This window comes from Xanthobacter versatilis, from assembly GCF_043193975.1.
GTDB classification, from domain to species: Bacteria; Pseudomonadota; Alphaproteobacteria; order Rhizobiales; family Xanthobacteraceae; genus Xanthobacter; species Xanthobacter autotrophicus_E.
This window is the reverse complement of record NZ_JBAFVB010000010.1, coordinates 69,995-93,332: the sequence shown is the minus strand read 5'-3', so window position 1 is coordinate 93,332 and position 23,338 is coordinate 69,995. Positions and strand designations below refer to the sequence as shown.

Here is a 23,338-nt window from a genome sequence, read left to right as displayed (position 1 = left end):
TTTCCATCTGGGTACAGCCTCACGCGTTTTTGTGGATAAATCGTGAAGCGCAGCCGTCCCGGGCGTCTTTTCCTCTGCGACGGCACTTTATTCCCGCCCGTGACGGTGCGGAATACCGGCAGTGGTATTTTGCTCCGTAATGCCGCAGCGTCAGCGCTGGAGGCCCCAGCGGCGTACGGTCTTCTGCTCCACCGCGCGGAACAGCACTTCCACCGCCAGCCCGATGACGATCACCGTGACCAGCCCGGCGAAGACGCGGTCGGTCAGCAGTTCATTGCGGTTGCGGTAGATGAACCAGCCGAGGCCCCCGGCGCGGGAGGAGACGCCGAACACCAGCTCCGCCGCGATCAGGGTGCGCCAGGCGAAGGCCCAGGCGATCTTCAGCCCCGACAGCAGCGAGGGCAAAGCCGCCGGAATGAGGATGAGTGCCACGTAGGGCAGGCCCTTCAGCCCGTAGTTGCGGCCGACGAGGCGCTGGGTCTCCGGCACCTGCTCGAAGCCGGTGAGGGCCGCGAGGGCGAACGGCCACAGCACCGCGTGCACCATCACCAGCAGCAGGCTGGCCTCGCCCAGGCCCAGCCACAGCATCGCCAGCGGCAGAAGCGCGATGGCGGGCAGGGGATTGAACATGGCGGTCAGCGTCAGCAGCACTTCTTTCAGGAAGGGCACCGCGATGGCCGCCGAGACCAGCACCAAAGCGAGCGCCACCGCCAGCACATATCCCTTGACCAGCACCGCGAGGGAGACAAGCGCAGCGGGCAGGAGGTCGCCCTCGGAGAGGGCCGAGGCGAGCGCCGACATGGTGTCGGTGAAGGTGGGGAACAGCAGCGGGTTGTTCTGCCACACCGCTGCGACCTGCCAGAGGGCCGCCAGCGCCGCGAGCACCACGGCGCGGCGCACCACGGTGAAGCCCCACAGCCAGCCGAGGGCGGCCTTCGGCGACAACCGCGCGGGCGCCGCGGTGCGGGGGCGGACGGTCTCGGCGCTGCGTGCGTGCGCTGTGTCCGCCAGGCCGGTGCCGGACACGGTGGTGTCAGTCATGACGGCCTCCATCGGCGAAGATGAGATCGTGGACATCGCGCACCACCGCCTCGAAGGCCGGGGTGCCGCGCGCCGAGATGCCGAAGGCGGCGGTGTCGAAGGTGGCGAGGGTGCGCCCCGGATGGGCGGCCAGCAGGTGCAGGCGCGTGCCGATGAGCACCGCCTCGTTGATGGCGTGGGTGACGAACACCAGGGTGAAGCCCTGCTCCTCGGCCAGCGCCAGCAGGTCGTCCTGCAGGGTGCGGCGGGTGAGGGCGTCGAGCGCCGCGAACGGCTCGTCCATGAGCAGCACGTCGGGATCGGTGGCGAGCGCGCGGGCGATGGCGGCGCGCTGCTTCATGCCGCCGGAAAGGGTGTGCGGATAGGCATCCAGCGCGCGGGCAAGGCCCACCTTCACCAGCGCCGCCTCGGCGCGGGCGCGGGCCTCCTGCTGCGACATCTTACGGGCGACACGCAGGGGAAAGGCCACGTTGTCGCGCACGCTCTTCCAAGGCAGGAGCTGGTCGAATTCCTGGAACACCACGATGCGGTCCGGCCCTGGCCCGGTGATGGCCTTGCCGCGGATCTGGACCGTTCCCGCCGCCGGCTTCAGGAAGCCGGCCAGCGCCTTGAGGATGGAGGACTTGCCGCAGCCCGAGGGCCCCAGCAGCACCAGCCGCTCGCCCGCCGCGACGGAGAAGCTCACGTCCTCCACCGCCCGGTGCCGGCCCTTGGCGCCGGCATAGTCGAGGGTGAGGCGGCGGGCCTCGAGGACGGGGATGGCCTGAACCGCAGCCTGTGCCGGGTGCGGCGCGGGTTGGAGATGCGGGGGGACTTCGAGACGTGCGACGGCGACGGTCATGGTCGTGCCCTCAGCTGCCGGAGGCCGCGTGCAGCTCTTCGAAGGTAAATTCCTTCCAGCTGGTGGGCTTGTTCTTGATGGCGCCGATCCGGTTCATGAAATCCGCGAACTTCACCGTGCCGAGGGGCACCAGCGTGTAGCTCACCTCGGGATCCGACAGGACTTCGGCGATGAAGGCGGGATCAAGCTTGGACTGCTCCACCTTCACGTAGATCTCGGCCGCTTCCTTCTTATTGTCCTCCACCCATTTGGTGGCCTCGGCGAAGGCGTCCTGGAAGGCCTTGTAGGTCTTGGGATTTTCCTGGCGGAACTTCACAGTGGTGTAGGCCACCGTGGGCGTCGCCGGGCCGCCGAGGATGTCGTAGGAGGAGAACACCTTGTGGACCTTGGGGTCCTTCAGCGCCTGGTTCTGGAACGGCGGGTTGGACAGGTGGGAGGTGATCTCGGTGCCGCCGGCGATCAGCGCGGCGGTGGCGTCCGGGTGGGGCAGGGTGACCATCAGCGGGTCGAGCGTCTTGGCCTTGCCGGGGCCGAAGGCCTGCTCCGCCGCCATCTGCAGGATGCGCGCCTGCACCGAGACGCCGGCCGCTGGCGTCGCGATCTTGTCCTTCTCGGTGAAGTCCTTGATGGTCTTCACGTTCGGGTTGTTGGTGAGCAGGAAGTTGGGCTGCGCCCCGAACGCGCCGACGATCTTCACCTCCTGCGCCGTGCCGCGGGTCTTGTCCCAGATGGTGAGGAACGGCCCGATGCCGGCGGAGGCGATGTCGATGCTGCCGGAGAGCAGGGCATCATTCACCGCGCCGCCGCCGGACAGGCGGATCCATTCCACCTTGATGTCGATGCCCAGCGCCTTGCCGTGCTTCTCGATGAGGCCCTTCTCGCGCAGCACGTGGAAGGGCGTGTAGAGGGTGCCGAACTGCTGGGCGATGCGCAGCACGCCTTCCGCCCGCGCCGGCACGGCGGCGAAGGCGGCGGACAGCACCACGCCGGTGGCGGCGAGACGCGTGAAGGAGCGGCGCGAGAACATGCCGCGCGAGAACTTGAGGGTAGTCATCTTCATCTCCTCGGGGCTCAGGACACGGCGGCGCGACGCCGCTCCGCGAGGTGGGAGCCCACGGCGAATTCATTGACAATGTTGTCGGACACCTTGCGGCGGCGGCCGTCGATGCCAAGCTCGGGGAACAGCAGCTCGGCGACGCGATAGGCCTCTTCCAGGTGCGGATAGCCCGAGCCGATGAAGGTCTCGATGCCGATCTCCTGATATTCGCGGATGCGGGCGGCGACGCTTTTCGGATCGCCCACCAGCGCGGTGCCGGCGCCGCGCCGCACCAGGCCGATGCCGGCCCACAGGTTGGGCGCGATCTCCAGCTTGTTGCGGTCGCCGGGCTGGAGCGCGGCCATGCGCGCCTGCCCCACCGAATCCATCTCCACTTTGAAGCGCTTCTGCGCGCTTTCGATCTGCTCGTCGGAAACCTGGGAAATGAGACGGTCGGCGGCGGCCCAGGCCTCGGCCTCGGTCTCGCGCACGATGAAATGGATCCGCAGGCCGAACTTCAGCTTGCGGCCGCGCCTGGCGGCCCGCGCCTGCACGTCGGCAAGCTTGTCTTTGAGGATATGGGGCGGCTCGCCCCAGGAGAGATAGACGCTGGTGTGCTCGGCCGCGACCTCGTGGCCGGCTTCCGACGAGCCGCCGAACCACAAAGGCGGATGGGGCTGCTGCACCACCGGGAAGTCGAGCCGGCCGTGCTCCACCCGGTAGTATTTGCCCGAGTGATCCACTGTCTTTCCGGCCACCAGATCGCGCCAGATCTTCAGGAATTCATCGGCCTGGGCGTAGCGGGCGTCGTGGTCGAGGAAGATGCCGTCGGCGGCGAGTTCCGCCGGATGGCCGCCCACCACCACGTTGAGCAGCAGCCGGCCGTCGCTGAGCCGGTCGAGGGCCGCCGCCTGCCGCGCGGCGAAGGCCGGCGTGGTGACGCCGGGGCGCAGCGCCACCAGGAATTTCAGCCGCTCAGTGGCGGTGGCAAGGCCGGCAGCGGTGATCCAGCTGTCCTCGCAGCTCTGGCCGGTGGGCAGGAGCACGCCCTTGAAGCCGAGCCGGTCCACCGCCTGCGCCACCTCGCGGAAGTAGGCGAATTCCGGCGGGCGTTGCCGCGTCTCCGAACCCAGATAGGCGCCGTCGCCGTGGGTCGGGATGAACCAGAAGATGTCCGGGCTCTGTGCGGCGGGGGTGGCGGGAAGGGGAACGGGGTGACTCATTGGAAGCTCCGTCATTTCCCTGAAAAGGACCGGCAATTCTGAATAATGTCAATAGAACTTGTTGAATTAGGTGTGATCCGTGCCGTCGCAGCCCTTTGCAGGGCGCGCGGGCCTTCAGGATGCAGGATTCCTTCCGGCCGCGCGCAGGGCGTCGCGCAGCTTGTCGGCCTCCTCGCAACCCTTCGGGTAGCAGAGCAGGCGGATCAGCTCGAGGTTCTTCTCGGCCTTCCTGAAGTCGCCGATGGCGATGAAAAGCTCGCCTTGATATTCCAGCGCCGGGCGATGGGCGGGATCATAGAACAGGGCTTCCTTGTACCAGCGCGCCGCCTCGTCGTAGCGCTTCAAATTGCGGTTGGCGAAGCCGATGAGATTGTAGAGGTCGGCATGGCGCACCGTGGCCGTCAGCGGCATCAGCAGCGCCAGCGCCCGCTCATAGTCGCCGGCATAGATGGCCGCCCGGCTCTGCGACAGGTCGGGCAGGTCGGTGGAGGGGGCGGTGTCCATGGCGGCGGCCGGCAGGGCGGCCAGCAGCATGGTGGCGAAGGCGGCGCCCCGAAATCCAGCGCCGGTCACGCCGCGTCCCGCCCGCTGCCGCCATCCTCGCCCATGGCGGCGAGGATGCGCCGCTTCAGCGCGACGAACTCGCCATCCGCCCGGTCGCGGGGGAAGGACAGGTCGATGGTGAGGTCCTCCACCACCCGGCCGGGATTGGCGCTCATCACCACCACCCGATGGCTGAGATAGACCGCCTCCTCCACGTCGTGGGTGACGAGGATCATGGTGGTGCCCTCGGTCTCCCAGATGCGCTGGATCTCGGCCTGCAGATGCACGCGAGTGAGGGCGTCCAGCGCGCCCAGGGGCTCGTCCAGCAGCAGGATTTCCGGCCGGCTGGCAAGGCCGCGGGCAATGGCGCCGCGCTGGGCCATGCCGCCGGACAATTCGTGGGGATAGGCCTTCTGGAAGCCGGAGAGGCCCACGAGCGCGATATGCTCGGCCACCGTCTCGGCCTTCTCCTTCGCGCTCCAGCCGGAGTTTTCAAGGCTGAGGCCGATGTTCTGCTCCAGCGTCAGCCAGGGCAGCAGGCGATGGTCCTGGAACACGATGCCCCGCGTGAGCGAAGTGCCGGTGATGCGGCGGCCGTTGAGCAGGATGTCGCCGCGATAATCCTCGTCGAGCCCCACCACGAGGCGCAGCAGGGTGGATTTCCCGCACCCGCTTGGCCCCACGATGGTGACGAAGGCGCCGGGCTCGACGTCGAAGCTCACATGGGACAAAACGTTGACGAGGGGCCGACCCGGCAGGGCATAGGTCTTCGACACATTACGGAATTCAAGATGTCCGGGGGTGGCCATGGTCTGGCTCCTGAGGTTCTGGGGTCAGCCGTCGTAGCCCTGCTTCCACTTCAGCACCCGCTTCTGGGCGACATACATGGAGCGGTCGATGGCGAAGCCCACGAGACCGATGATGACCATGCACACCAGCAACTGGTCGGTGAGCAGCAGGCCTTGGGCACGGAAGATGAGGAAGCCGAGGCCCTCCAGCCCGGAGAGGCCTTCCGCCACCACTACCAGCGCCCAGGCAAGGCCCGCCGCATAGCGCAGCGAGACCATGATGGAGGGCATGGCGGCGGGCAGGATCACCTTGCGCACCAACTGCCAGCGGGTGAGGGTCAGGACCTTGGCAAGCTCGATATAGTTCTTTTCCACGTTGCGGATGCCCTGCAAGGTATTCAGGAACACCGGGAAGAAGACCGACTTGGCGATGACCAGCACCTTCGCCGGCGCGCCGATACCGAGCCACAGCACGATCAGGGGCAGCCACGCGATGCCGGGAATGTGGCGGATGGTGTCGAAGGTGGGCCCAAAGAACTGCTCCACCTTCCGCGAGAGCCCGGCCGCGATGCCGAGCACGATCGCCGCCACCGAGCCGTAGAGGAAGGCTTGCCCCACGATCTTGATGGAGGCGAGGAAGTCGAGGGCAAGGTGTTGCTTGGTCAGCATCTTCCAGAAGGCGGTGACCACCGTGACCGGTGCCGGCAGGAACACCGGGTCGATCCACCTGTTCGCCGCCGCGGTCTGCCACAGCACCAATATGGCGAAGGGCAGGATGAAGCCGATGAGATTGGGCCGCCGCGCGCCGAACAGGCCACCGGCAAACCGCGGCGCCGGGCGATCGACCGTGCCGGCCTCGACCGCCGCGGCTTCGATGGTGTCCGATGTATTGGCCATGTGCTGTGTGTCCAGATCGCGCAGAAAAGCTTCAACGAAGAGCGTCGGGAGCGTGTCCCGGCGCCATTTCGTCAGTTGTAGATGGAGTATTGGCCGCCGACGAAGAAGCGCCCGTCGATGAAGGCATCGATCTGCGCGCTGGTGAGGCTGCGCTCGGCGAGGATGTCATCGCCGTTTTCCACGTACCAGGCCTGGAAGGTCTTGATGGCATTGCGGGCGCGGTCGGCATTGGGCTCGCCGGCCATGAACTCCCACTCGCCCGCATGGGTGATCTGGAACTTGGCCACTTCCAGAGGCACGCGGGTCTTGTCGGCGACGATCTCGGCGGCCTCGTCCACGTGGTCGGAGGTCCATTCGCGGGTGCGCTCACGGGCGGCGAGGAAGGCTTTGACCACCTGCGGATACTTGTTCACGAAATCGCGGCGGGCGAAGTAGGTGACGCGGCCGGCGTTGTTCACATAGACGCCGTCGTCCGGCGAGCGGCCCACCACCTTGAGCTTGCCGGAGAGCCACGCCCCGGCAAAGGCGCCGGCGGCCAGATGCGCCGTGGTGGCATCCGTCGCGCCCGAGAGCACGGAGGAGATGGCCACCGCCGCATTGTCGATGGAGGTGTAGCGGATGCGGCCCGGCTTATCTCTGGAATCGAAGGGCAGGCCGGCCTTGGTGGTCACCTCGAACGGCGAGGACCAGTAGCAGGAGATGCGGCTCGAGCCGAACTTCTTGCCGTCGAGATCGGCCACCGAATTGATCTTGTCGTTGTCGGCGCGGGCGAGGATGGGCGCGCGGTAGCGGTTGGAAGGCTCGGACGCCCAGATGATGACGCCGTCGAGGCCGTTGGCCCGGTGCACGGTGGCCGGATAGATCATGCGCTGGGCGATGGCGATGGCCCCGCCGTTCACCGCCGCCGCCTCGGCGCCGAGGAGATCCGCCGCACCGGAGGCAATGAGGTTCACCTTGGTGGTGCCGATCTTGTCGAAGGCGTCTTTGAAGAAGCCCTTCTCCTGCGCGATCACGGTCCATGGCGTGAGCTGGAGATTGATGGAGGGCAGCGCCTCCTCCGCCCGCGCCGGGGTGAGGGTGAGCGCGAGTGCCAGGGTTGCGGAGATGAGGCCGGGCCGGACGGCGCGGGCAAGGGAGGGCTGGTGGGGCATGGGCGTCTCTCGGGGATGAAATGAGGCGGGCAGGCCAAGAATGGCTTGCAATGTACATATAATCGACAGATTTTATATAAAATAGCAATCCGGCTTTCAAGCCCTGATCTGCCCCCGCGTCCATCATGGCGCCGGGGCGGTGGACGGGTCGGGGAGGCGGTTCGCAATCTCTTCTGTCGCTTGGCGAATTTCCGCTTCGGGTGCCGTGCCCATGTCCTTGATCCTGTTTCCGCGCCGGTCTGCCTTCCGTCTGCTGCTCGGCGGCGTCGCACTGGTTTTTCTCGTCGCGGCGGCCCTGGTGGCGGCGGGACTTGCGGTGGTCTCGGCTGGGGCGCGGGGACCTGCGCCGGATTTTTCCAGCCGGCCGCTGCGGGTGGGCGTCGGCTGGCTGCCGCCGCCGGACACGCCCGACATGCGGCTCTACGTGGAGGAGGGATTCGAGCTGGATCTGGCCGCCGCGCTCGCCAGCGCCCTCGCCGCCGAACTTCGGCTGGTGCGCGTCGCGCCCGAGGCAGCCGAGCAGGCGCTGAAGGCCGGTGAGGTGGATCTGATGGTGACCCGCGCCGGCGCCGAGGATCCCCTGCGCCGCCGCGCCCGGGTGGTGGAGACGGGCTTCTCCTCCGGCCTCAGCCTCGCCATGCGCGCGGACCGGCCGCTCACGGCGTGGAGCCGGCTTCAGGGCCGCACCGTCTGCGTGACCGAGGCCAATGCCCACGGCCTTGCCCTCGCGGTGCGGCTGGGGGCGCAGGTGCGGGTGCTGCGTGCTCCGGCGCAGGCGCTGATGTTAGTGCGCACCGGCGAATGCGACGCCGCCCTGCATGACCGGGCGCTGCTCGATCCTCTGTTCGGCAGGATGTCGTGGCAGAAATTCTCCGCCACCCTGCCGCCGGTGGAGCCGACGGATCTGGTGGTGGCCGTGGCGCCGGACGATCCTGGCCTTGCCGAGGCGGTGGAAGGCGCGCTGCGTCCGCTTTCGAGCCCGCAGACCTGGCAGGCGCGGCGCGAGAAATGGGCTGCCACTGTATCGTTCGAGGTCTATCGCGATCAGGTGGCGGCGGATTGCCATTGAGCCGACGGCTGACCCGCGCGGCGGCCATCGCGGCGGCGCTTGTGGCGCTGGCCGGTCTTCTCCTCGCGCTGGCGCAAGAGCGCGCGCCGGATCTGCGCGCCGCGTATGCCGGGCCGCCGCAGACATGGCCGGCACCGTGGATCGATCCCGGCGTCGCCTTCGTGGAACTTGCCGCCGCGCCGCCGCCACCGCCGTCCTCCCCGGAGGCGGAACTGGGCCAACGGCTGTTCCGCGATCCGATGCTCTCCGCCGACGGGCGCATCGCCTGCGCCTCCTGCCATGATCTTGCCCATGGCTTCAGCGTGCCGGAGGCGGTGGGGCGGGGCATCGGCGGGGCGGAGGGGCGACGCAATCCGCCGGCGCTGTTTGCCGTCGCCGGCCGTGCGCGCCTCGATTGGGACGGCGGCGGCGGGACCCTGTCCGCTCGCGTGCTCGCTCCTCTCACCGCCGCCGACGAAATGGGAAACGCCGGCCTTGTCCCGGTGATGGCGCGCCTGTCCGTCAGCGCCCATGCCGCCGATTTCACGCGTCTTTTCGGGACGGAGGGCGCTTCCCCGCGCACGCTTGCAGCGGTGCTGGTCGCCTATCTGGAGACGCTGGATACGCCCACCCGATTCGACCGCTTCATGGCCGGCGACCGGGCGGCGTTGAGCGAAACGGAAGTGGCCGGCCTGCACCTGTTCCGCACGAGGGCGCGCTGCGCCAATTGCCATTTCGGCCCGCGCCTCACCGACGAGAAATTCCACAACCTGCGCCTCTCCTCCTTCGGCGAGCCGGCGCAGGACCTCGGCCGCTTCGCCATCACCGGCTCTGCCGATGATGCGGGGTGCTTCCGCACCGCGTCTTTGCGCCATGCGCGCGAGAGCCCGCCCTTCATGCACAACGGCCTGTTCCCCACGCTGGAGGGGGTGGTGAACCTTTATGACCGGGGCGGCGGCGAAGTGTGGGCGCGCAATGCGCGGGAGGCCGCGCGCCCGCTGTACCGCGAGGCCGCCCGGCGCTCCCCGCACCTGCGCCCGTTGGGCCTCACCACTGGGGAAAAGGCGGCGTTGGTGGCCTTCCTGAAGGCGCTGTAACGCCGATGCGGCTTGACAATCACATTATATCAATCTTTTTTATCAAAATAATTGACTAAAGGGTAAGCCATGTCCGTTCCTCCCCTCCGTATCGGCGTCTGGGCGCCTGTCCACGGGCCGCGCGCGGCGCTGCAGGATCCGGCCGAGCCGTTCAATGCATCGTGGGAGCACAATCGCGACACCGTGCTTCAGGCCGAGGCGCTGGGATATGACGCGACGCTGGTGGCCCAGCACACGGTGAACCCGCACCTGCCGGACCACGACCAGCTTGAGGCCTGGACCGCCTCCGCCGCGCTGGCGGCGCTCACCAGCCGCATCGAGATCATCGCCGCCATCAAGCCCTATCTCTACCACCCGGTGGTGCTGGCGAAGATGGCGCTGCAGATCGAGAACATCTCGCGCGGGCGGTTCGCCTTCAATCTCGTCAATGCGTGGAACCGCGCGGAATTCGAGAAGGCCGGCATCCCCTTCGGCGAGCACGACGAACGCTATGCCTATGGCCGCGAGTGGATCACCGTGGTGGAGAAGCTCATCCGCGGCGAGAGCGTGACCCACACCGGCGAGAACTTCGCCCTCACCGATTATCAGCTGACCCCGAAGGACCTCCACCGCGCTCGCCCGCGCATCTATCTCGGCGGGGAATCCGAGCCCGCCCGCGCGCTGGCGGCGGATGCGGCGGACGTGTTCTTCATCAACGGCCAGCCGCTGGAGGACGTGACCACCTTCATCGCCGACCTGCGGCGCCGCCCGCGCACGCTTGCGCCTTTGTCGTTCGGACTTGCCGCCTTCGTCATCGCCCGCGACACCGAGCGGGAGGCGCGGGAGGAATACCAGCGGCTCGCGGCGCTGGCCGCCCGGGATGCGGGCGTGCGCGCCGCCCAGGCCGCCCGCACCGATCCCAACGTGGTCATGGTGAAGACCTTCGCCAAGTCGGAGCGCGTGGGCACCAATGGCGGCACGGCGGCGGGGCTGGTGGGCAGCTACGACCAGGTGGCCGAGCGCATCCGTGCCTTCCATGCCGCCGGCATCGAATTGTTCATGCTGCAGTTCCAGCCGCTCACCGTCGAGCTTGCCCGCTTCGCGCGGGAGGTGTTCCCGCGCCTCGGCCGCGCCGCGCCGCCGCGCGTGGACCTGCGCCAGTCGCAGGCCGGCTGAGCTCTCTCCATTCCTTCGCCCCGAGGTCATCGTGAGCCAAGCCGACCACACCGCAATTCTCGCCCTGCCGGGCCTCGCCTCAAGGGAGCCCGCGGCGTCCTCCGCGCCCGTGCGCGGCCCCCGCGTGTTCGCACCTCGCGTCTTCGGGCCGCGCGCTCTGCTGGCTTTGTCCTGGCTGGCGCCGGTGCTGCTGGTGCTGGTGTGGGAAATCCTCGCCCAGACCGGCTATGTCACCCCGCAGGTGCTGCCGGCACCCAGCAAGGTGGTGCGCACGGCGTGGCGGCTCGCCACCACCGGCTCGCTGCTGACCGATCTCGGCACCAGCCTGCTGCGCGCGGCGGTGGGCTTCGTCCTCGGCGGCAGCATCGCTTTCGGGCTGGGCATTCTGGTGGGCTTCTCCCGCCTGGCCGAGGCGCTCATCGACCGCAGCGTGCAGATGGTGCGGGCCATTCCCTTCCTTGCGCTGCTGCCGCTGGTCATCGTGTGGTTCGGCGTGGGCGAGGGGCAGAAGATCTTCCTGGTGGCGCTGGGCGTCGCCTTTCCCATCTACATCAACACCACGCTCGGCATCCGGCAGGTGGACGGCAAGCTCCTGGAACTGGGCCGGGTGCAGGGCCTGTCCACTGCGCAGATGATCACTCGCATCATCCTGCCGGGGGCCTTGCCCTCCATCCTCACCGGGGTGCGCTATGCGCTGGCCACCGCATGGCTGGCGCTGGTGGTGGCCGAGACCATCGGCGCCCAGGCCGGCATCGGCTTCCTCGCCATGGACGCGCGCGAATTCCTGCGCACCGACGTGGTGGTGCTCACCATCGTCATCTACGCGCTCATCGGCGTGGCGGCGGATTCCCTCGCCCGGCTGCTGGAGCGGCGGCTTCTGGCCTGGCACCCCAATTTCGGTGGAGCGGCCCGATGACCGCCGCCCTTCAGGACGTACCTGCCCAGGACGCCCCCGCGGCGGTGCGTGTCTCCGGCCTGCGCCGGGCCTATGGGCAGCGCGTGGTCATCGACCGGCTCGACCTCACCATCAGGCGCGGCGAGTTCGTGGCCCTGCTGGGCGAGAGCGGCTGCGGCAAGACCACCCTGCTGCGCGCGCTGGCGGGTCTCGATCCCATCGACGGCGGCCGCATCGAGGTGCCGAAGCGCCCGGCCGTGGTGTTTCAGGAACCGCGCCTGCTGCCGTGGGACAGCCTGTGGCGCAACGTGGCCCTCGGCCTGCCCGCCGAGGGCGCGCGCGAGAAGGCCGCCGATGCGCTCGCCGAGGTGGGCCTCGGCGGTCGGCTCGACGACTGGCCGCGCAACCTTTCCGGCGGGCAGGCCCAGCGGGTGGCGCTGGCCCGCGCGCTGGTTCAGCAGCCCGAATTGCTGCTGCTGGACGAGCCGTTCGCGGCGCTCGACGCGCTCACCCGCATCCGCATGCATGTGCTGGTGAAGGACCTCGTCGCGCGGCACCGGCCGGGCGTGCTCCTCGTCACCCACGACGTGGCGGAGGCCATCGCGCTGGCCGACCGCATCCTCGTCATGCGCGGCGGCGCCATCGCGGCCGAGCACCGGCCATCGGCGCCGGGCCTGCCGGCCGCCACCCGCGCCACCCTCCTCGCCGAGCTCGGGGTCGTCGACGACCTCAAGAGCGCCTGATCCCCTTTTTGGAAGAGAAGCCATGTCCGCCTTCCTGACCCCCTCCCGCCGCCAGTTCCTCGCCCTCGCCGGCGCGGGCGCCGCCTCCGGTCTGCTGCCGTTCGCCGCGCATGCTGCGCCCGACACCCGCAACACCGACACGGTGCGCCTCACCTGGGGCTTCCATGGCCTCACCCTCATCGCCAAGGAGCGCGGCACCTTCGAGAAGGCGTTGGCCGAAAAGGGCATCAAGGTGGAATGGCTCGGCCCGTTCCCCAACCACGCCCCCACACTGCAGGCGGTGACCGGCGGCAGCGCCGATTTCGGCTTCGGCGGCTCCACCACCCCCGCGCTGGCGGCCATCATCGCCGGCTCGCCGCTGGTGTTCAGCCAGTTCGTGCTCTACGAGCCGCGCACCACCGCCATCATCGCCAAGGACGGTTCGGGCATCGACACGGTGTCGGACCTGGTGGGCAAGTCGGTGGCGGTGAACCGCTCGGGCCTGGGCGAATTCCTTTTGGTGGCGGCGCTGGAGAAGAACGGCATCGACCGCTCCAAGGTCAAGTTCGTCTATCTCAACCCGCCGGACGCCGCCCCGGCGCTTGCCTCCGGCAAGGTGGACGCGTGGTCCATGTGGAGCCCCGGCGTCGATATCGCGCGGCTCGACTACAAGGCCCACGACATCTTCCTCGAGGGCCGCGACCTCGAATTCTATATTGATTACAGTTCTTACGTGACCAGCCGCAAGTTCTCGCAGGAGAATTCGCAGATCGTCCGCGCCGTGGCCGCCGCCTATGAGGACGAGGCCAAATGGGTGAACGCCAACACGGTGGAGGCCGAGACCATCGTGCAGAAGCGCGCCGGCTATTCCGACGTGATCCGCGACCAGTTCATCGAGCGCCGACGCACCTACAAGCTCATCCCGGTCACCGACAAGGCCTTCGTCGCCGACCTGCAGAAGGCAGCGGACTGGCTGGTGGCGCGCAAGATCCTGCCCGAACCCATCACCGTGTCGGATCATCTTGCGCAATTCTGATTTCGAGCCCTTCGCCCGGCCCCTTCACTCTGCCCGTTTCAAGTCTTCGAGGACCTTATGAACAAGCCCGTCACCGATGTGTCCGTCCGCCTCCCGGGGCCGCCCGTGGCAGATCCTGCGCCCTGGCGGCGCCTTATCGCCCATATCGGGCGCGGCTCGTCCGAGCGCGAGCACCAGCGCATCCTGCCGTTCGAGGCGTTGGACCTGCTGCGTGAGGCCCGCTTCGGCGCCCTGCGCCTGGCCAAGGAGGATGGCGGCGCCGGCGCCTCCTTCCGCGAGCTGTATGCGCTGGCGCTGGAGCTGGCGGCGGCGGATGCCAACGTCGCCCACATCTTCCGCAACCATTTCACCGTGGCCGAGCAGTTCACCCGCATCCCCACCGATGCGCGCGCCCGCGAATGGCAGCAGCAGGTGCGCGACGGCGCGCTGTTTGGCCTCGCCAGCACGGAAGCCAATGCCAGCCCCGCCGGCGGCGGGGTACCCACCGACACGGTGCTGTCGCCCGACGGCGACGGCTTCCGTCTCGACGGCGTGAAATATTACAGCACCGGCACCCTGTTCGCCGACGCCATGCTGGTGCGCGCGGGCACGAAGGATGGGCGCGTCGCCTCGGTGATCATCCCCACCAGGCGCGAGGGGCTGGAGGTGGTGGACGACTGGGACGGCTCCGGCCAGCGCCTCACCGGCTCCGGCACCACGCGCTTTCATGGCGTGCGGGTGGAGGCGGACGAGGCCATCTTTGACACCCCGGACCGGGGCTATGGCCTGGCCTATTCCAACACCCAGGCCCAGCTCTTCCTCACCACCGTGGTGGCGGGCATCGTGCGCGGCGTGCTGGAGGATGCCATCGCGCTGGTGACACGGCGCAAGCGCAGCTTCTATTACGCGCCCACCCCGAACCCGGTGGATGACCCCTTCCTGCAGCAGACCATCGGCCAGATCGCGAGCCACGCGTTTGCCGCCGAGGCCATCGTGCTGGCCGCCGCCGATGCCCTCGACCGGGTGAGCCGCGCCCGCGACCGCAACGAGCCGGCCGATGCGCTTGCCGCCGATGCGGCACGGGCGGCGGCGCAGGCCAAGATCGTGGTGGATGAGCTGTCGCTGCGCGCCGGCACGCTATTGTTCGAGGCGGGCGGGGCCTCCGCCACCGAGCGCAGCGTCAACCTCGACCGCCACTGGCGCAACGCCCGCACCATCGCCGCCCACAATCCGGCGAGCTACAAGGCGCAGGCCATCGGCGCCCTTCTGGTGAAGGGCACACCCCTGCCGTCGAAGGGGTTTTTCTGAGGGTGCGAGCCGGGAGGGGAGCGACCCCTCCCGGCTTGGCCGTCAATGAAAATCCCGCGATTTCGGCAGCACCCGCACGTCGCGGGGATGCCGGCGGGGATGCTGGGGATGGGCGAATTCGTCGGCCCGCGACAGCTCCATCTGCGGCTTGCGCACGCACGAGAGCAAGGCGAGGTCGGCGGTGCGGTCGATGAGGCTCTCGGCCATGAGGTGCACCACCCCCTCCGGGCTCTTCTGCACCCGCCCTTCCACCAGGAGCAGGCGCGCGCCCATCACCGCGCGGCGGAAGCGCTCCAGCGTGCGCGCCCATAAAACGACGTTGGTGATGCCGGTCTCGTCCTCCAGCGTGATGAAGATGGCCTTGCCGTTGCCCGGCCGCTGGCGCACCAGCACCACCCCGGCGGTGCGGGCGAAGGCGCCGTCCTTCAGCGCCGTCGTCTCGGCGCAGGAGAGGATGCGCGCGGCCCGGAAATGATCCCGCAGCTCGCCCATGGGATGCCCCTTCAGGGAGAGCCGCACGGTTTGGTAGTCGGCGACGATGTGCTCGGAGCGGGCCATGTCCGGCAGGCGCACCTCTTCCTCCTGCCCCAGCTCGCGCGCGTCGGCGGCGGCGAACAAAGGCAAGGCGTCGTCGTCGGGCAGGCGGCGGGCGTGCCACAGGGCCGCGCGCCGGTCGAGGCCGAGGGAACGGAACCCATCCGCATCCGCCAGCAGCTTCACCGCACGGGTGGGCAGGCGGGCGCGCCGGGCCAGCACCTCGACGCCGGAAAAGCCCGTCCCCCGCGCCGCGACGAGGCGCTCGCCCCATTCCTCATGGAAGCCGTCCACCTGCCGGAACCCCAGGCGCAGGGCCAGCGCCCCATCGGCGCGGCGCTCCAGCGTGTTGTCGTGGTGGCTGTGGTTGATGTCGATGGCGCGCACCTCCACGGAATGCTCGCGGGCGTCGCGCACGATCTGGGCGGGGGCGTAGAAGCCCATGGGCTGGGCGTTGAGCAAAGCGCAGGCGAACACCGCCGGGTGCCGGCACTTGATGTAGGACGAGATGTAGACGAGCTTGGCGAAGGACGCGGCATGGCTCTCGGGAAAGCCGTAGCTGCCGAAGCCCTTGATCTGCTCGAAGCAGCGCTGGGCGAAGGCGCGCTCATAGCCGCGCGCCACCATGCGCTCCACCATCAGCGCCTCGAATTCGTGGATGGTGCCGAGATTGCGGAAGGTGGCCATGGCCCGGCGCAGGCGGTTGGCCTCCGCGTCGGAGAAGCGGGCCGCCACCATGGCGAGCTTCATGGCCTGCTCCTGGAACAAAGGCACGCCCAGTGTCTTCTCCAGCACCTGGCGCAGTTCGTCCGGCGGCCCGTGCTCCGGCGCGGGGGAGGGGTAGTCCACCTTTTCCTGCCCGTTGCGGCGGCGCAGATAGGGATGCACCATGTCGCCCTGGATGGGACCGGGCCGCACGATGGCGACCTGGATGACGAGGTCGTAGAATTCGCGCGGGCGCAGGCGCGGCAGCATGTTGATCTGGGCCCGGCTCTCCACCTGGAACACGCCGATGGAATCCCCGCGCGCCAGCATGGCGTAGACATCCTCCTGCGCGCCCGGCACGTCGGCGAGGGCAAAATTGATCCCCTCATGGGCGCGCATGAGGTCGAGGGCCTTGCGGATGCAGGTGAGCATGCCGAGCGCCAGCACATCCACCTTCATGAGGCGCAAGGCGTCGATGTCGTCCTTGTCCCATTCGATGAAGGTGCGGTCCGCCATGGCGGCATTGCCGATGGGCACCATGTCGTCCAGCCGGTCGCGGGCGAGCACGAAGCCGCCCACATGCTGGGAGAGGTGGCGCGGCGCTCCCATGAGGCGGCGGGCGAGGTCCACTGCCCGGCGGATGAGCGGGTTTGCGGGATCGAGCCCGGCCTCGCGGATCTGGCTGTCGGCGATGTCGCGGCCCCAGCTGCCCCACTGGGTGGAGGCGAGACGGGCGGTGATGTCCTCGGTAAGGCCCAGCGCCTTGCCCACGTCGCGGATGGCGCTCCTCGGGCGATAATGGATGACGGTGGCGACGATGCCGGCGCGGTGGCGGCCGTATTTCTCGTAGATGTGCTGGATCACCTCCTCGCGCCGCTCGTGCTCGAAATCCACGTCAATGTCGGGGGGCTCGCGCCGCTCGGTGGAGATGAAGCGGGCAAACAGCAGGTCGTTGTCGGCGGGGTCCACCGCGGTGATGCCGAGCACGTAGCACACCGCGGAATTCGCCGCCGAGCCGCGCCCCTGGCACAGGATGCCCCGGCTCTCGGCGAAACGGACGATGTCGTGGATGGTGAGGAAATAGGGCGCGTATTCAAGCTGGCTGATGAGGGCCAGTTCGTCCCTCAGAAGCCGTTCCACCTTGGGGGTGAGGCCGTTCGGATAGCGCACCCGCGCGCAGCGCCAGGTCAGCTCCTCCAGCCAGGCCTGCGGGGTCCAGCCGGGGGGCACCGGCTCCCGCGGATACTCATATTTCAGCTCGCCCACGCTGAACTCCACGCGGGCGAGGAGGTGGCCGCTCTCGGCGATGGCCTCGGGCGCGTCCCTGAACAGGCGCGCCATCTCGGCGGCGGGCTTCAGGTGCCGCTCGGCATTGGCCTGAAGCCGTCGGCCGGCCTCGGCGATGGGGATGCCCTCGCGGATGCAGGTGAGGATATCCTGAAGGTCGCGCTCGCGCGGGGTGGCGCACAGCACGTCGTTGACCGCGAGCAGCGGCACGCCATGGGCGCCGGCCAATGCCTTCAGCGCGGCGAGACGGCGCCGGTCTTCGCCGGCAAACGGCATGTCGGCGGCAAGCCACACCGCGCCGGGGGCGGCCTCCTCAAGGCGGGCGAGGGCGGGGGACAGCCGCTCCGCCAGCCCATCCATCCCCGGCCCGGGCATGAGCACCAGCAGCAGGCCGCCGGGATCGGCCAGCAGGTCGGAGAGGGCGAGGTGGCATTCGCCCTTCTTCGCCCGGCGGTTGCCGGTGGTAAGCAGCCGGCATAGCCGCCCCCAGCCGGCGCGATCCGCCGGATAGGCGAGGATGTCCGGCGTGTTATCGCAGAAGACGAGGCGGGTGCCGGTGGCGAGGCGGAAGGCGCGGGCCCGCGCGGCAAGACGGGACCTGGCGGCGCGGGTTTCCGCGTCGTCCTCATCCCCGGCGTTCTCGTCCGCGTCGAGGCGGCGCAGCTCTTCCAAGGCGCTATAGGCCCGCACCACGCCGGCGACGGTGTTGCGATCGGCGATGCCGAGGCCGCAGTGGCCGAGGCGGACGGCGACCTCCACCAGCCGCGCCGGCGCGCTCGCCCCGCGCAGGAAGGAGAAATGGGAGGCGGCGCAAAGCTCCGCATAGGCCGGCGCCGGGGCGATGGCGTTCATGGCAGGCGTGGTCATGGGCGACGTGCTCACGGGAACAGCCCGTGCAGGAACCAGCGCGGCTCCGATGTCTCCCGCCCGTAGGTGCCGGCGCGATAGAGCCAGAAACGGCGGCCTTCCTTGTCCTCCACGCGGAAATAATCGCGGGTCAGCGCTTCCGACCCGGTCCACCATTCGGCGGCGATGCGCTCCGGCCCCTCGGCGCGCACCACCTCGTGCAGCATGCGCCGCCAGCGGAAGCGCAAAGGCGGGCCGTCCGGCACCTCGGCCAGGGTCTCCACCGGCTCGGGATGGGCGAACAGGGCCGGCGGGCGGGGCAGGGGCGCGCCCTCCGCCGCCGCTGCGGGCCAGGCGGCGAGGCCCGCCACGGCCCAGCCCTTCTGTGCCGGCACGCGCGCCGCCGCCCGCTCGGGCACATGGCTGTCCTGCGGCTGAAGGCACATCACCCGGCGCGGGCCGAGGCGGGCGGACAGCACGTCCACCAGCTCCGACAGGGCGGCTTCCTCAGGCGGCGCGCCGAAGGCGGCCTGGGTGGCGGTAAGCTGCTCGCAGGCGGTGACCGACAGGCGGATCACGTCATAGCCGAAGCCGGGGTCCAGCGGATCGGCCAGCGCCGCGAGCCGCTCGCGGAACAGGCCGGCGAGGCGCGCGGCATCGCGCAAAGGGGCGGCGGTGCCCGCCTCCACCCGCCGCACGGCGCCGTCGCTGCGGAAGAAGGCCGCCGCAAAGCGCCGCCCGCCTTCCCCGTGCCGCTCCAGCACGCCAGCCAGCTCGCGGGCGAGGTCGGCGATCACGGCGCGGGCGGTGTCCTCATCTCCCATGGGCTCGGCGAAGCGCCGTTCGGCCACGTAGACGGGCAGGGGATTGAGGGGGGAGATGGGGGCATCCGCCGCGCCGGTGATCTCCTCCAGCCGGCAGACGATCCGGCTGCCGAAGCGGGCGGCGAGCGCGGCTCGGGGCTTGCCCGAAAGGTCGCCGATGGTGGCAAGGCCGAGATAGGCGAGGCTGCGCTCGGCCTCCGGATCCAGCTCCAGCGCGGCCACCGGCAGGCCGGCCACGGCCTGCCCCTCCGTCCCCGGCGCGGCCACGAGGCCGGGGCGCCAGCGGGCCAGCGCCAGCGCCGCGCGCGCGGTGCCGGCCACCGCGCCCTGGACCGCGAAGCCCTGGGCGGTGAGGCGCGCCACCATGGCGGCGAGCATGGCCTTTTCGCCGGCAAACAGGTGGGCGCAGCCGGTGATGTCGAGCACGATGCCATAAGGCAGCGCGAGCGCCACGAACGGCGTCCAGCGCTCGCACCAGCAGGCGATGGCGGCCAGCAGCGCGCCGTCCGCCGCCGGGTCCGCCTCCACCGCCTGAAGCTGTGGCACGCGAGCCTGCGCATCCGCCAAGGTCAGGCCCGGATGGAGGCCGAGGCGCGCCGCCGCCGCGTCCACCGCCTGGAGGCGGCGGGCGTTGGCGAGGGTGTGCACCACCGCGAGAGGCGCCTCATCCGGCGCGGCGCTCGAAGGAGCCGACGACCACGGGGGCCGGGCCGTCCGCGCGTGCCGGGCCTTGCGATGCAGCCGGTCGGTGGACAGGCGGGGCAGCAGCAGGGCGGCGAGGCGCCGGGGCGAAGCGTCGGGCATGGGCATTCCATTCCACAATCCAGCGGCCGGTGGGCCCGGCCCGGTTGCGGGCCAGCTCCAGAGCGAAGGCGGGCGGCCCGAGGCAGAAGGCCGGCGCTCCCGCCGCGCCGGAGGGGGCGGCCGAGGCCAGCCAGCGGGTAGCGGCGGCAGAAGGCACGGGCTCCGCCGCCGAACGCAGCAGCAGGGCCGGCACCCCCGAGCGCTCGGCCCTCAGCGCGAGGCGGCGCGTGGCGGTGAGGTCGAGGCGGGCGGGCATGCCCCAGGGCTCCACCACCACCAGTCCGAGGACGGCATGGCGCAGTGCCTCCTCGGCGGCGGCGAGGGTGTCGGTGGCATCCGCTCCCTGGACCACGATGAGCCGCGCCGGATCGAGCCCGAAGGCGGCGCAGCCCGGCCCGTAGAGGTCGCCGCCCTCCAGCGCGGCGAGGTCCTGCCGCACCCACACCACCGGCCGCCGTGTGCCGGCGGCAAGGGCCAGGGCGAAGCCGAGGGCGGCGGCGCCATTGCCCTTGTCGCAGGCAAACACCTCGTGCAGCGCGCCGAGGGGGAGCCCCCCGCCCAGCGCCCCATCCAGCGGCGCGCCGAGGGCCATATGCCCCCGCGCCGCCCCTGCCGCCGGGGTGCCTGCGTGCTGGATCTCCTCCACCCGCCGCCGCAACGCGACCAAGGCATCCCCATCGCTTCCCTGCCGCCCGATGCCCTCGCGCCCGATCCTTTCGCGCTCATGCATGATGTTCCTCTTTTGTTCTTATAAAAGGACTCCGTTGGGGGCGAATGTCAACGGGGAGGGGGATGGGGTGACCCAGTGCAGCCACTCGGCTGCTTTCCTCCTTATATCCGCTTGCGACCCCATTCCGGACACTCAGAGGTAGCGATCGGACTCCCGAAAGCTACCACCGCACTTTCGTCGGAACTGGTTGGAATGGACCTGCCATAAGCGGCCCACCCATTGCCTGCCGATCACCGCTTGGTGCAGGGGGTGTCGATGACAAGGTGAAGTGGGCAACGGCAAGGTCTACACGAGACCGCCGAGCAGAGTCATGAAGCTCGCTTTGTGCGTAGGCCAAGACGATGTGGCAAACACTCCAGACAGTTTCTCTCTGATCACTTCGTCTGTTCCTTGGGTGCGCGTCTTCAGATACTCCGTCATCTCCTCGACAATGACTTTCGCAGCCTTCCTCTGGGGGGCTCCTTTCAGAGTTGCGTCGTATTTCAAAATAATGTTTCTTACCTGTAGCAGATTGTCTCCAAATCTTTCGCGCAGCTTCTGTTCGAAGGCCACAGGATTTCCGGCCGCAAGCTCCATCAATCCAACCTCGGGAGTGAACGGCAGAAACGCGATCTGCTTCCTCAGCTCATCGTACTTGGCCAGCTTGGAATGATTGTTCGCTTTTGTCCAAGCCGAAATCACCTCACTTGAAACGTCACTGTCGAGCACGGCCATTTGCTTGACCGAAACCGGAAGCACGGAACGATTGCGGTCCAAGAATCCGATCACTTCGTTGAATCCTCCCACGGGCACGATCTTTGCCGATGGACGAAGAGTGGGGTCGGTGTATTTCTCGTTTACGAAGAGCTCGTAGAACGAGTTCAAGACATCTCTGGCGAGGAGATCTTCCACGTATAGCATAATATCGGGAAGGGCCTCCTCGTCCGATGCGATGTTGCCAATCGCGTATGTCGGGAAGCAACCCACGATCGGTCTGATCTCGCCGTCGTCCTGCTTCTCCAGATAGATGATTCGAGAGCGGTCGATCGTCTTGAGCAGGGTAACGGAGTGGGTCGAGAAGATCACCGTCAGCGATTTGTCTTTGGCTTGCCGCTCCAGATAGCGCAGCAGTTCCACCTGCGCGCGCGGGTGGAGGGCCATCTCCAGCTCGTCAACGATGATCATGCTGTTGTTCGCAACGTTCTTCAACAAACGCAGAAGTTTTAGAACGCACAGCTCACCAAGGCTGAAGTGCTTTTCCGAGTGATAGGTCTGGGGTGACGTGCCCAAGGACAACACAAAGGCATCATTGCCGATGCCCCGGGAGAGATTGATCGAGCGCAGATTCAAGAATTTGTGGGTCTGGAAGATTTGGTTGGCCGCGGCGATGATTTGCTTGTCGACGGTTTTGATGTGTCGCGTTTCGAAGTCCTCGGGCCTCGGCGTTATGCGATCTGCCGTTGCACCAATGTAGGTGACCGAAGAATAGCCGAAGCTCTTGAACATATGCGATGCGCTGCGGGGGCGTGGGGTCCAACGCTTGCCCCGATAGGCGTACTCAACTGTGGATCCGTTGACTTCGTAGGTCACAGTTCCCGTTGCGTGGTTGTCGAGGCGATCGGAACGCAGGGACGACGGGAAGTGCACGGGAAAGGCGTTGCGATTACCCAGCCGCCGAATGCATGCCAGCAAAGAGGTCTTCCCTGCTCCATTGGCACCGGTCAGCAGCCACACGCCTCGATCGGGAATAGGGAACCTTAAACGCTGAATATTGCGCAGATTACAGATTTCGATCGAGCCAGGCATCCGTCCCCCAAACGATATTTTCAAGTCAAGACAGCACTCATAACTGCAATTTTGTCAGGAGCACCAGAACGATCTGCGCCGGCTTGCGCCCTTGGGCACCTTTGTTCGCGTCTCAAAGCGTCCATATTAAAATTCTACGAGTCCTCAGTGGTAAGCCGCCCAGCGTTGAAACCTCTTCTCACTACAATCCAAAATCTCCGGCGACACCAGTTCATATTATGCCATCATGAGGTTGCGTCTCCGGAATGCCAAGTCCTCTGCCACGACCGAGGCGCCGCCGATTTGGATCAATGGCAGGTAACTAAAACGGCTTACGCAAAACGGCCGGTCTGTTTTCCACCCCAAAGGAGAAATTGGTTGCCATCTCAGCGAACGGCCGCATCTGGCGGATCCAAGCACTACCTCCCCCCTAAACCCGCCTCTCCCAAGGGTGCTGTGCAAACTTCAGCCTCCCTTCCCCCACATCATGCCGGGCGAGGATCTCGTCCAATGCCGCCCGGCCGATGGACAGGGTGTCGACCAGCGTCGTCGCGATGTCCGCGATGGCGGACTGGGCGTTGGGGTGGAGGACGATGCGGCTCGCCTTGTCCGTGCAATAGCCCATGAACATGGCCTGCTGCTCTGGGCCCAAAGCGAAGTGGGATCGCAGCTGTTGGATCTCGGCGTCGTCGGTGCGGTGGGAATCGATGCGCGGGATGTAGAGCGGGGCGAGCTGCTTCCAGTAGTGCGCCTCGGCGATCTGCCCGGCCAGGAGGATGACGATGGCATCCTCGATGAAGTGGCGGTCGGCCTTGGCGTTCAGGTCCAGCACCAGCTCGCCCGCGCCCGCGAAGCGGGTTTCCCCGCTGAGGCCGTGGGGCGGGTGAAGGGCCGCGCCGGTCACGTCGCGCTTGTGGAGGAGGGCGACCAGAGCATGCCCGGCCTCGTGGACAGCCACCGCCTTGCGCCGGATGTCCAGGGGGATCTCGTGGGCCGGCGTGGCAATCATGAAGCGGTTCGCAATGGGTGAGAACGGGCTAAAACGCTCTTATACCATTGCGCAGGCGGTCTCCTCCAGCGGCTT

20 protein-coding genes are annotated in these 23,338 nt (G+C 68.3%); 7 read left to right on the top strand and 13 right to left on the bottom strand.

The features are described from left to right. Positions 1–150 precede the first annotated feature (150 nt). From V5F66_RS17900 to V5F66_RS17865, 8 genes are all read right to left on the bottom strand, one after another. A complete protein-coding gene (locus V5F66_RS17900; RefSeq protein WP_394094401.1) occupies positions 151–1,041 on the bottom strand; it encodes an ABC transporter permease in 891 nt (296 codons plus the stop codon). Then, entirely contained in the window at positions 1,034–1,882 is an 849-nt protein-coding gene (locus tag V5F66_RS17895) for an ABC transporter ATP-binding protein (RefSeq protein WP_394094400.1), read from the bottom strand. Before V5F66_RS17895 ends, V5F66_RS17900 begins: the two co-directional genes overlap by 8 nt. Before the next feature lie 10 nt (positions 1,883–1,892). Then, positions 1,893–2,936 carry an ABC transporter substrate-binding protein gene (locus tag V5F66_RS17890; protein ID WP_394094399.1) on the bottom strand — a complete coding sequence of 348 codons (1,044 nt, stop codon included), beginning with the start codon at positions 2,934–2,936 and terminating at the stop codon, positions 1,893–1,895. 17 nt (positions 2,937–2,953) lie between these two features. Continuing rightward, entirely contained in the window at positions 2,954–4,141 is a 1,188-nt protein-coding gene (gene ssuD, locus V5F66_RS17885) for an FMNH2-dependent alkanesulfonate monooxygenase (protein ID WP_394053066.1), read from the bottom strand. 114 nt (positions 4,142–4,255) lie between these two features. Then, complete coding sequence (locus V5F66_RS17880) at positions 4,256–4,714, bottom strand: tetratricopeptide repeat protein (RefSeq protein ID WP_394094398.1); 459 nt, start codon at positions 4,712–4,714, stop codon at positions 4,256–4,258. Then, the gene (locus V5F66_RS17875; protein WP_394094397.1) at positions 4,711–5,493 is read right to left on the bottom strand and encodes an ABC transporter ATP-binding protein; all 783 of its coding nucleotides are present in this window, start codon (positions 5,491–5,493) and stop codon (positions 4,711–4,713) included. The genes V5F66_RS17880 and V5F66_RS17875 overlap by 4 nt, the downstream gene beginning before the upstream one ends. Before the next feature lie 24 nt (positions 5,494–5,517). Further along, on the bottom strand, positions 5,518–6,369 hold the full coding sequence (locus tag V5F66_RS17870) for an ABC transporter permease (RefSeq protein WP_394094396.1): 852 nt from the start codon (positions 6,367–6,369) through the stop codon (positions 5,518–5,520). Positions 6,370–6,440: 71 nt separating this feature from the next. Next, positions 6,441–7,520, bottom strand: coding sequence for an ABC transporter substrate-binding protein (locus tag V5F66_RS17865; RefSeq protein ID WP_394094395.1), 1,080 nt, complete (start codon positions 7,518–7,520; stop codon positions 6,441–6,443). Between the two features lie 211 nt (positions 7,521–7,731). On the opposite strand from V5F66_RS17865, the gene V5F66_RS17860 reads away from it, so the two are divergent. From V5F66_RS17860 to V5F66_RS17830, 7 genes are all read left to right on the top strand, one after another. Further along, a complete protein-coding gene (locus V5F66_RS17860; protein ID WP_394094394.1) occupies positions 7,732–8,589 on the top strand; it encodes a transporter substrate-binding domain-containing protein in 858 nt (285 codons plus the stop codon). Beyond that, a complete protein-coding gene (locus tag V5F66_RS17855; protein WP_394094393.1) occupies positions 8,586–9,665 on the top strand; it encodes a cytochrome-c peroxidase in 1,080 nt (359 codons plus the stop codon). The genes V5F66_RS17860 and V5F66_RS17855 overlap by 4 nt, the downstream gene beginning before the upstream one ends. Positions 9,666–9,734: 69 nt before the next feature. Beyond that, positions 9,735–10,820, top strand: coding sequence for an LLM class flavin-dependent oxidoreductase (locus V5F66_RS17850; protein ID WP_394001283.1), 1,086 nt, complete (start codon positions 9,735–9,737; stop codon positions 10,818–10,820). 109 nt (positions 10,821–10,929) lie between these two features. After that, positions 10,930–11,736, top strand: a complete 807-nt coding sequence (locus V5F66_RS17845) for an ABC transporter permease subunit (protein ID WP_394009240.1) — start codon at positions 10,930–10,932, stop codon at positions 11,734–11,736. Next, on the top strand, positions 11,733–12,458 hold the full coding sequence (locus tag V5F66_RS17840) for an ABC transporter ATP-binding protein (protein WP_394094392.1): 726 nt from the start codon (positions 11,733–11,735) through the stop codon (positions 12,456–12,458). The genes V5F66_RS17845 and V5F66_RS17840 overlap by 4 nt, the downstream gene beginning before the upstream one ends. 22 nt (positions 12,459–12,480) lie before the next feature. After that, complete coding sequence (locus tag V5F66_RS17835) at positions 12,481–13,473, top strand: NrtA/SsuA/CpmA family ABC transporter substrate-binding protein (RefSeq protein ID WP_394009090.1); 993 nt, start codon at positions 12,481–12,483, stop codon at positions 13,471–13,473. A 57-nt stretch (positions 13,474–13,530) separates the two neighbouring features. Next, positions 13,531–14,760 (top strand): acyl-CoA dehydrogenase family protein, encoded by a 1,230-nt coding sequence (locus V5F66_RS17830; RefSeq protein WP_394094391.1) that lies wholly within the window; start codon positions 13,531–13,533, stop codon positions 14,758–14,760. Between the two features lie 42 nt (positions 14,761–14,802). Here V5F66_RS17830 and V5F66_RS17825 read toward each other — a convergent pair whose 3' ends face one another. The 5 genes from V5F66_RS17825 to V5F66_RS17805 all read right to left on the bottom strand — a co-directional run bounded on the left by V5F66_RS17825 (position 14,803) and on the right by V5F66_RS17805 (position 23,263). Next, a complete protein-coding gene (locus tag V5F66_RS17825) occupies positions 14,803–18,153 on the bottom strand; it encodes an error-prone DNA polymerase (protein WP_394094390.1) in 3,351 nt (1,116 codons plus the stop codon). An 11-nt stretch (positions 18,154–18,164) separates the two neighbouring features. Further along, a complete protein-coding gene (locus tag V5F66_RS17820; protein ID WP_394094453.1) occupies positions 18,165–19,568 on the bottom strand; it encodes a DinB/UmuC family translesion DNA polymerase in 1,404 nt (467 codons plus the stop codon). 52 nt (positions 19,569–19,620) lie between these two features. After that, complete coding sequence (locus V5F66_RS17815; RefSeq protein ID WP_394094389.1) at positions 19,621–20,490, bottom strand: ImuA family protein; 870 nt, start codon at positions 20,488–20,490, stop codon at positions 19,621–19,623. Positions 20,491–20,775: 285 nt separating this feature from the next. Next, positions 20,776–22,275 carry an ATP-dependent nuclease gene (locus tag V5F66_RS17810; protein WP_394094388.1) on the bottom strand — a complete coding sequence of 500 codons (1,500 nt, stop codon included), beginning with the start codon at positions 22,273–22,275 and terminating at the stop codon, positions 20,776–20,778. Positions 22,276–22,684: 409 nt separating this feature from the next. Next, entirely contained in the window at positions 22,685–23,263 is a 579-nt protein-coding gene (locus V5F66_RS17805; protein ID WP_394094387.1) for a hypothetical protein, read from the bottom strand. Positions 23,264–23,338: the final 75 nt, after the last annotated feature.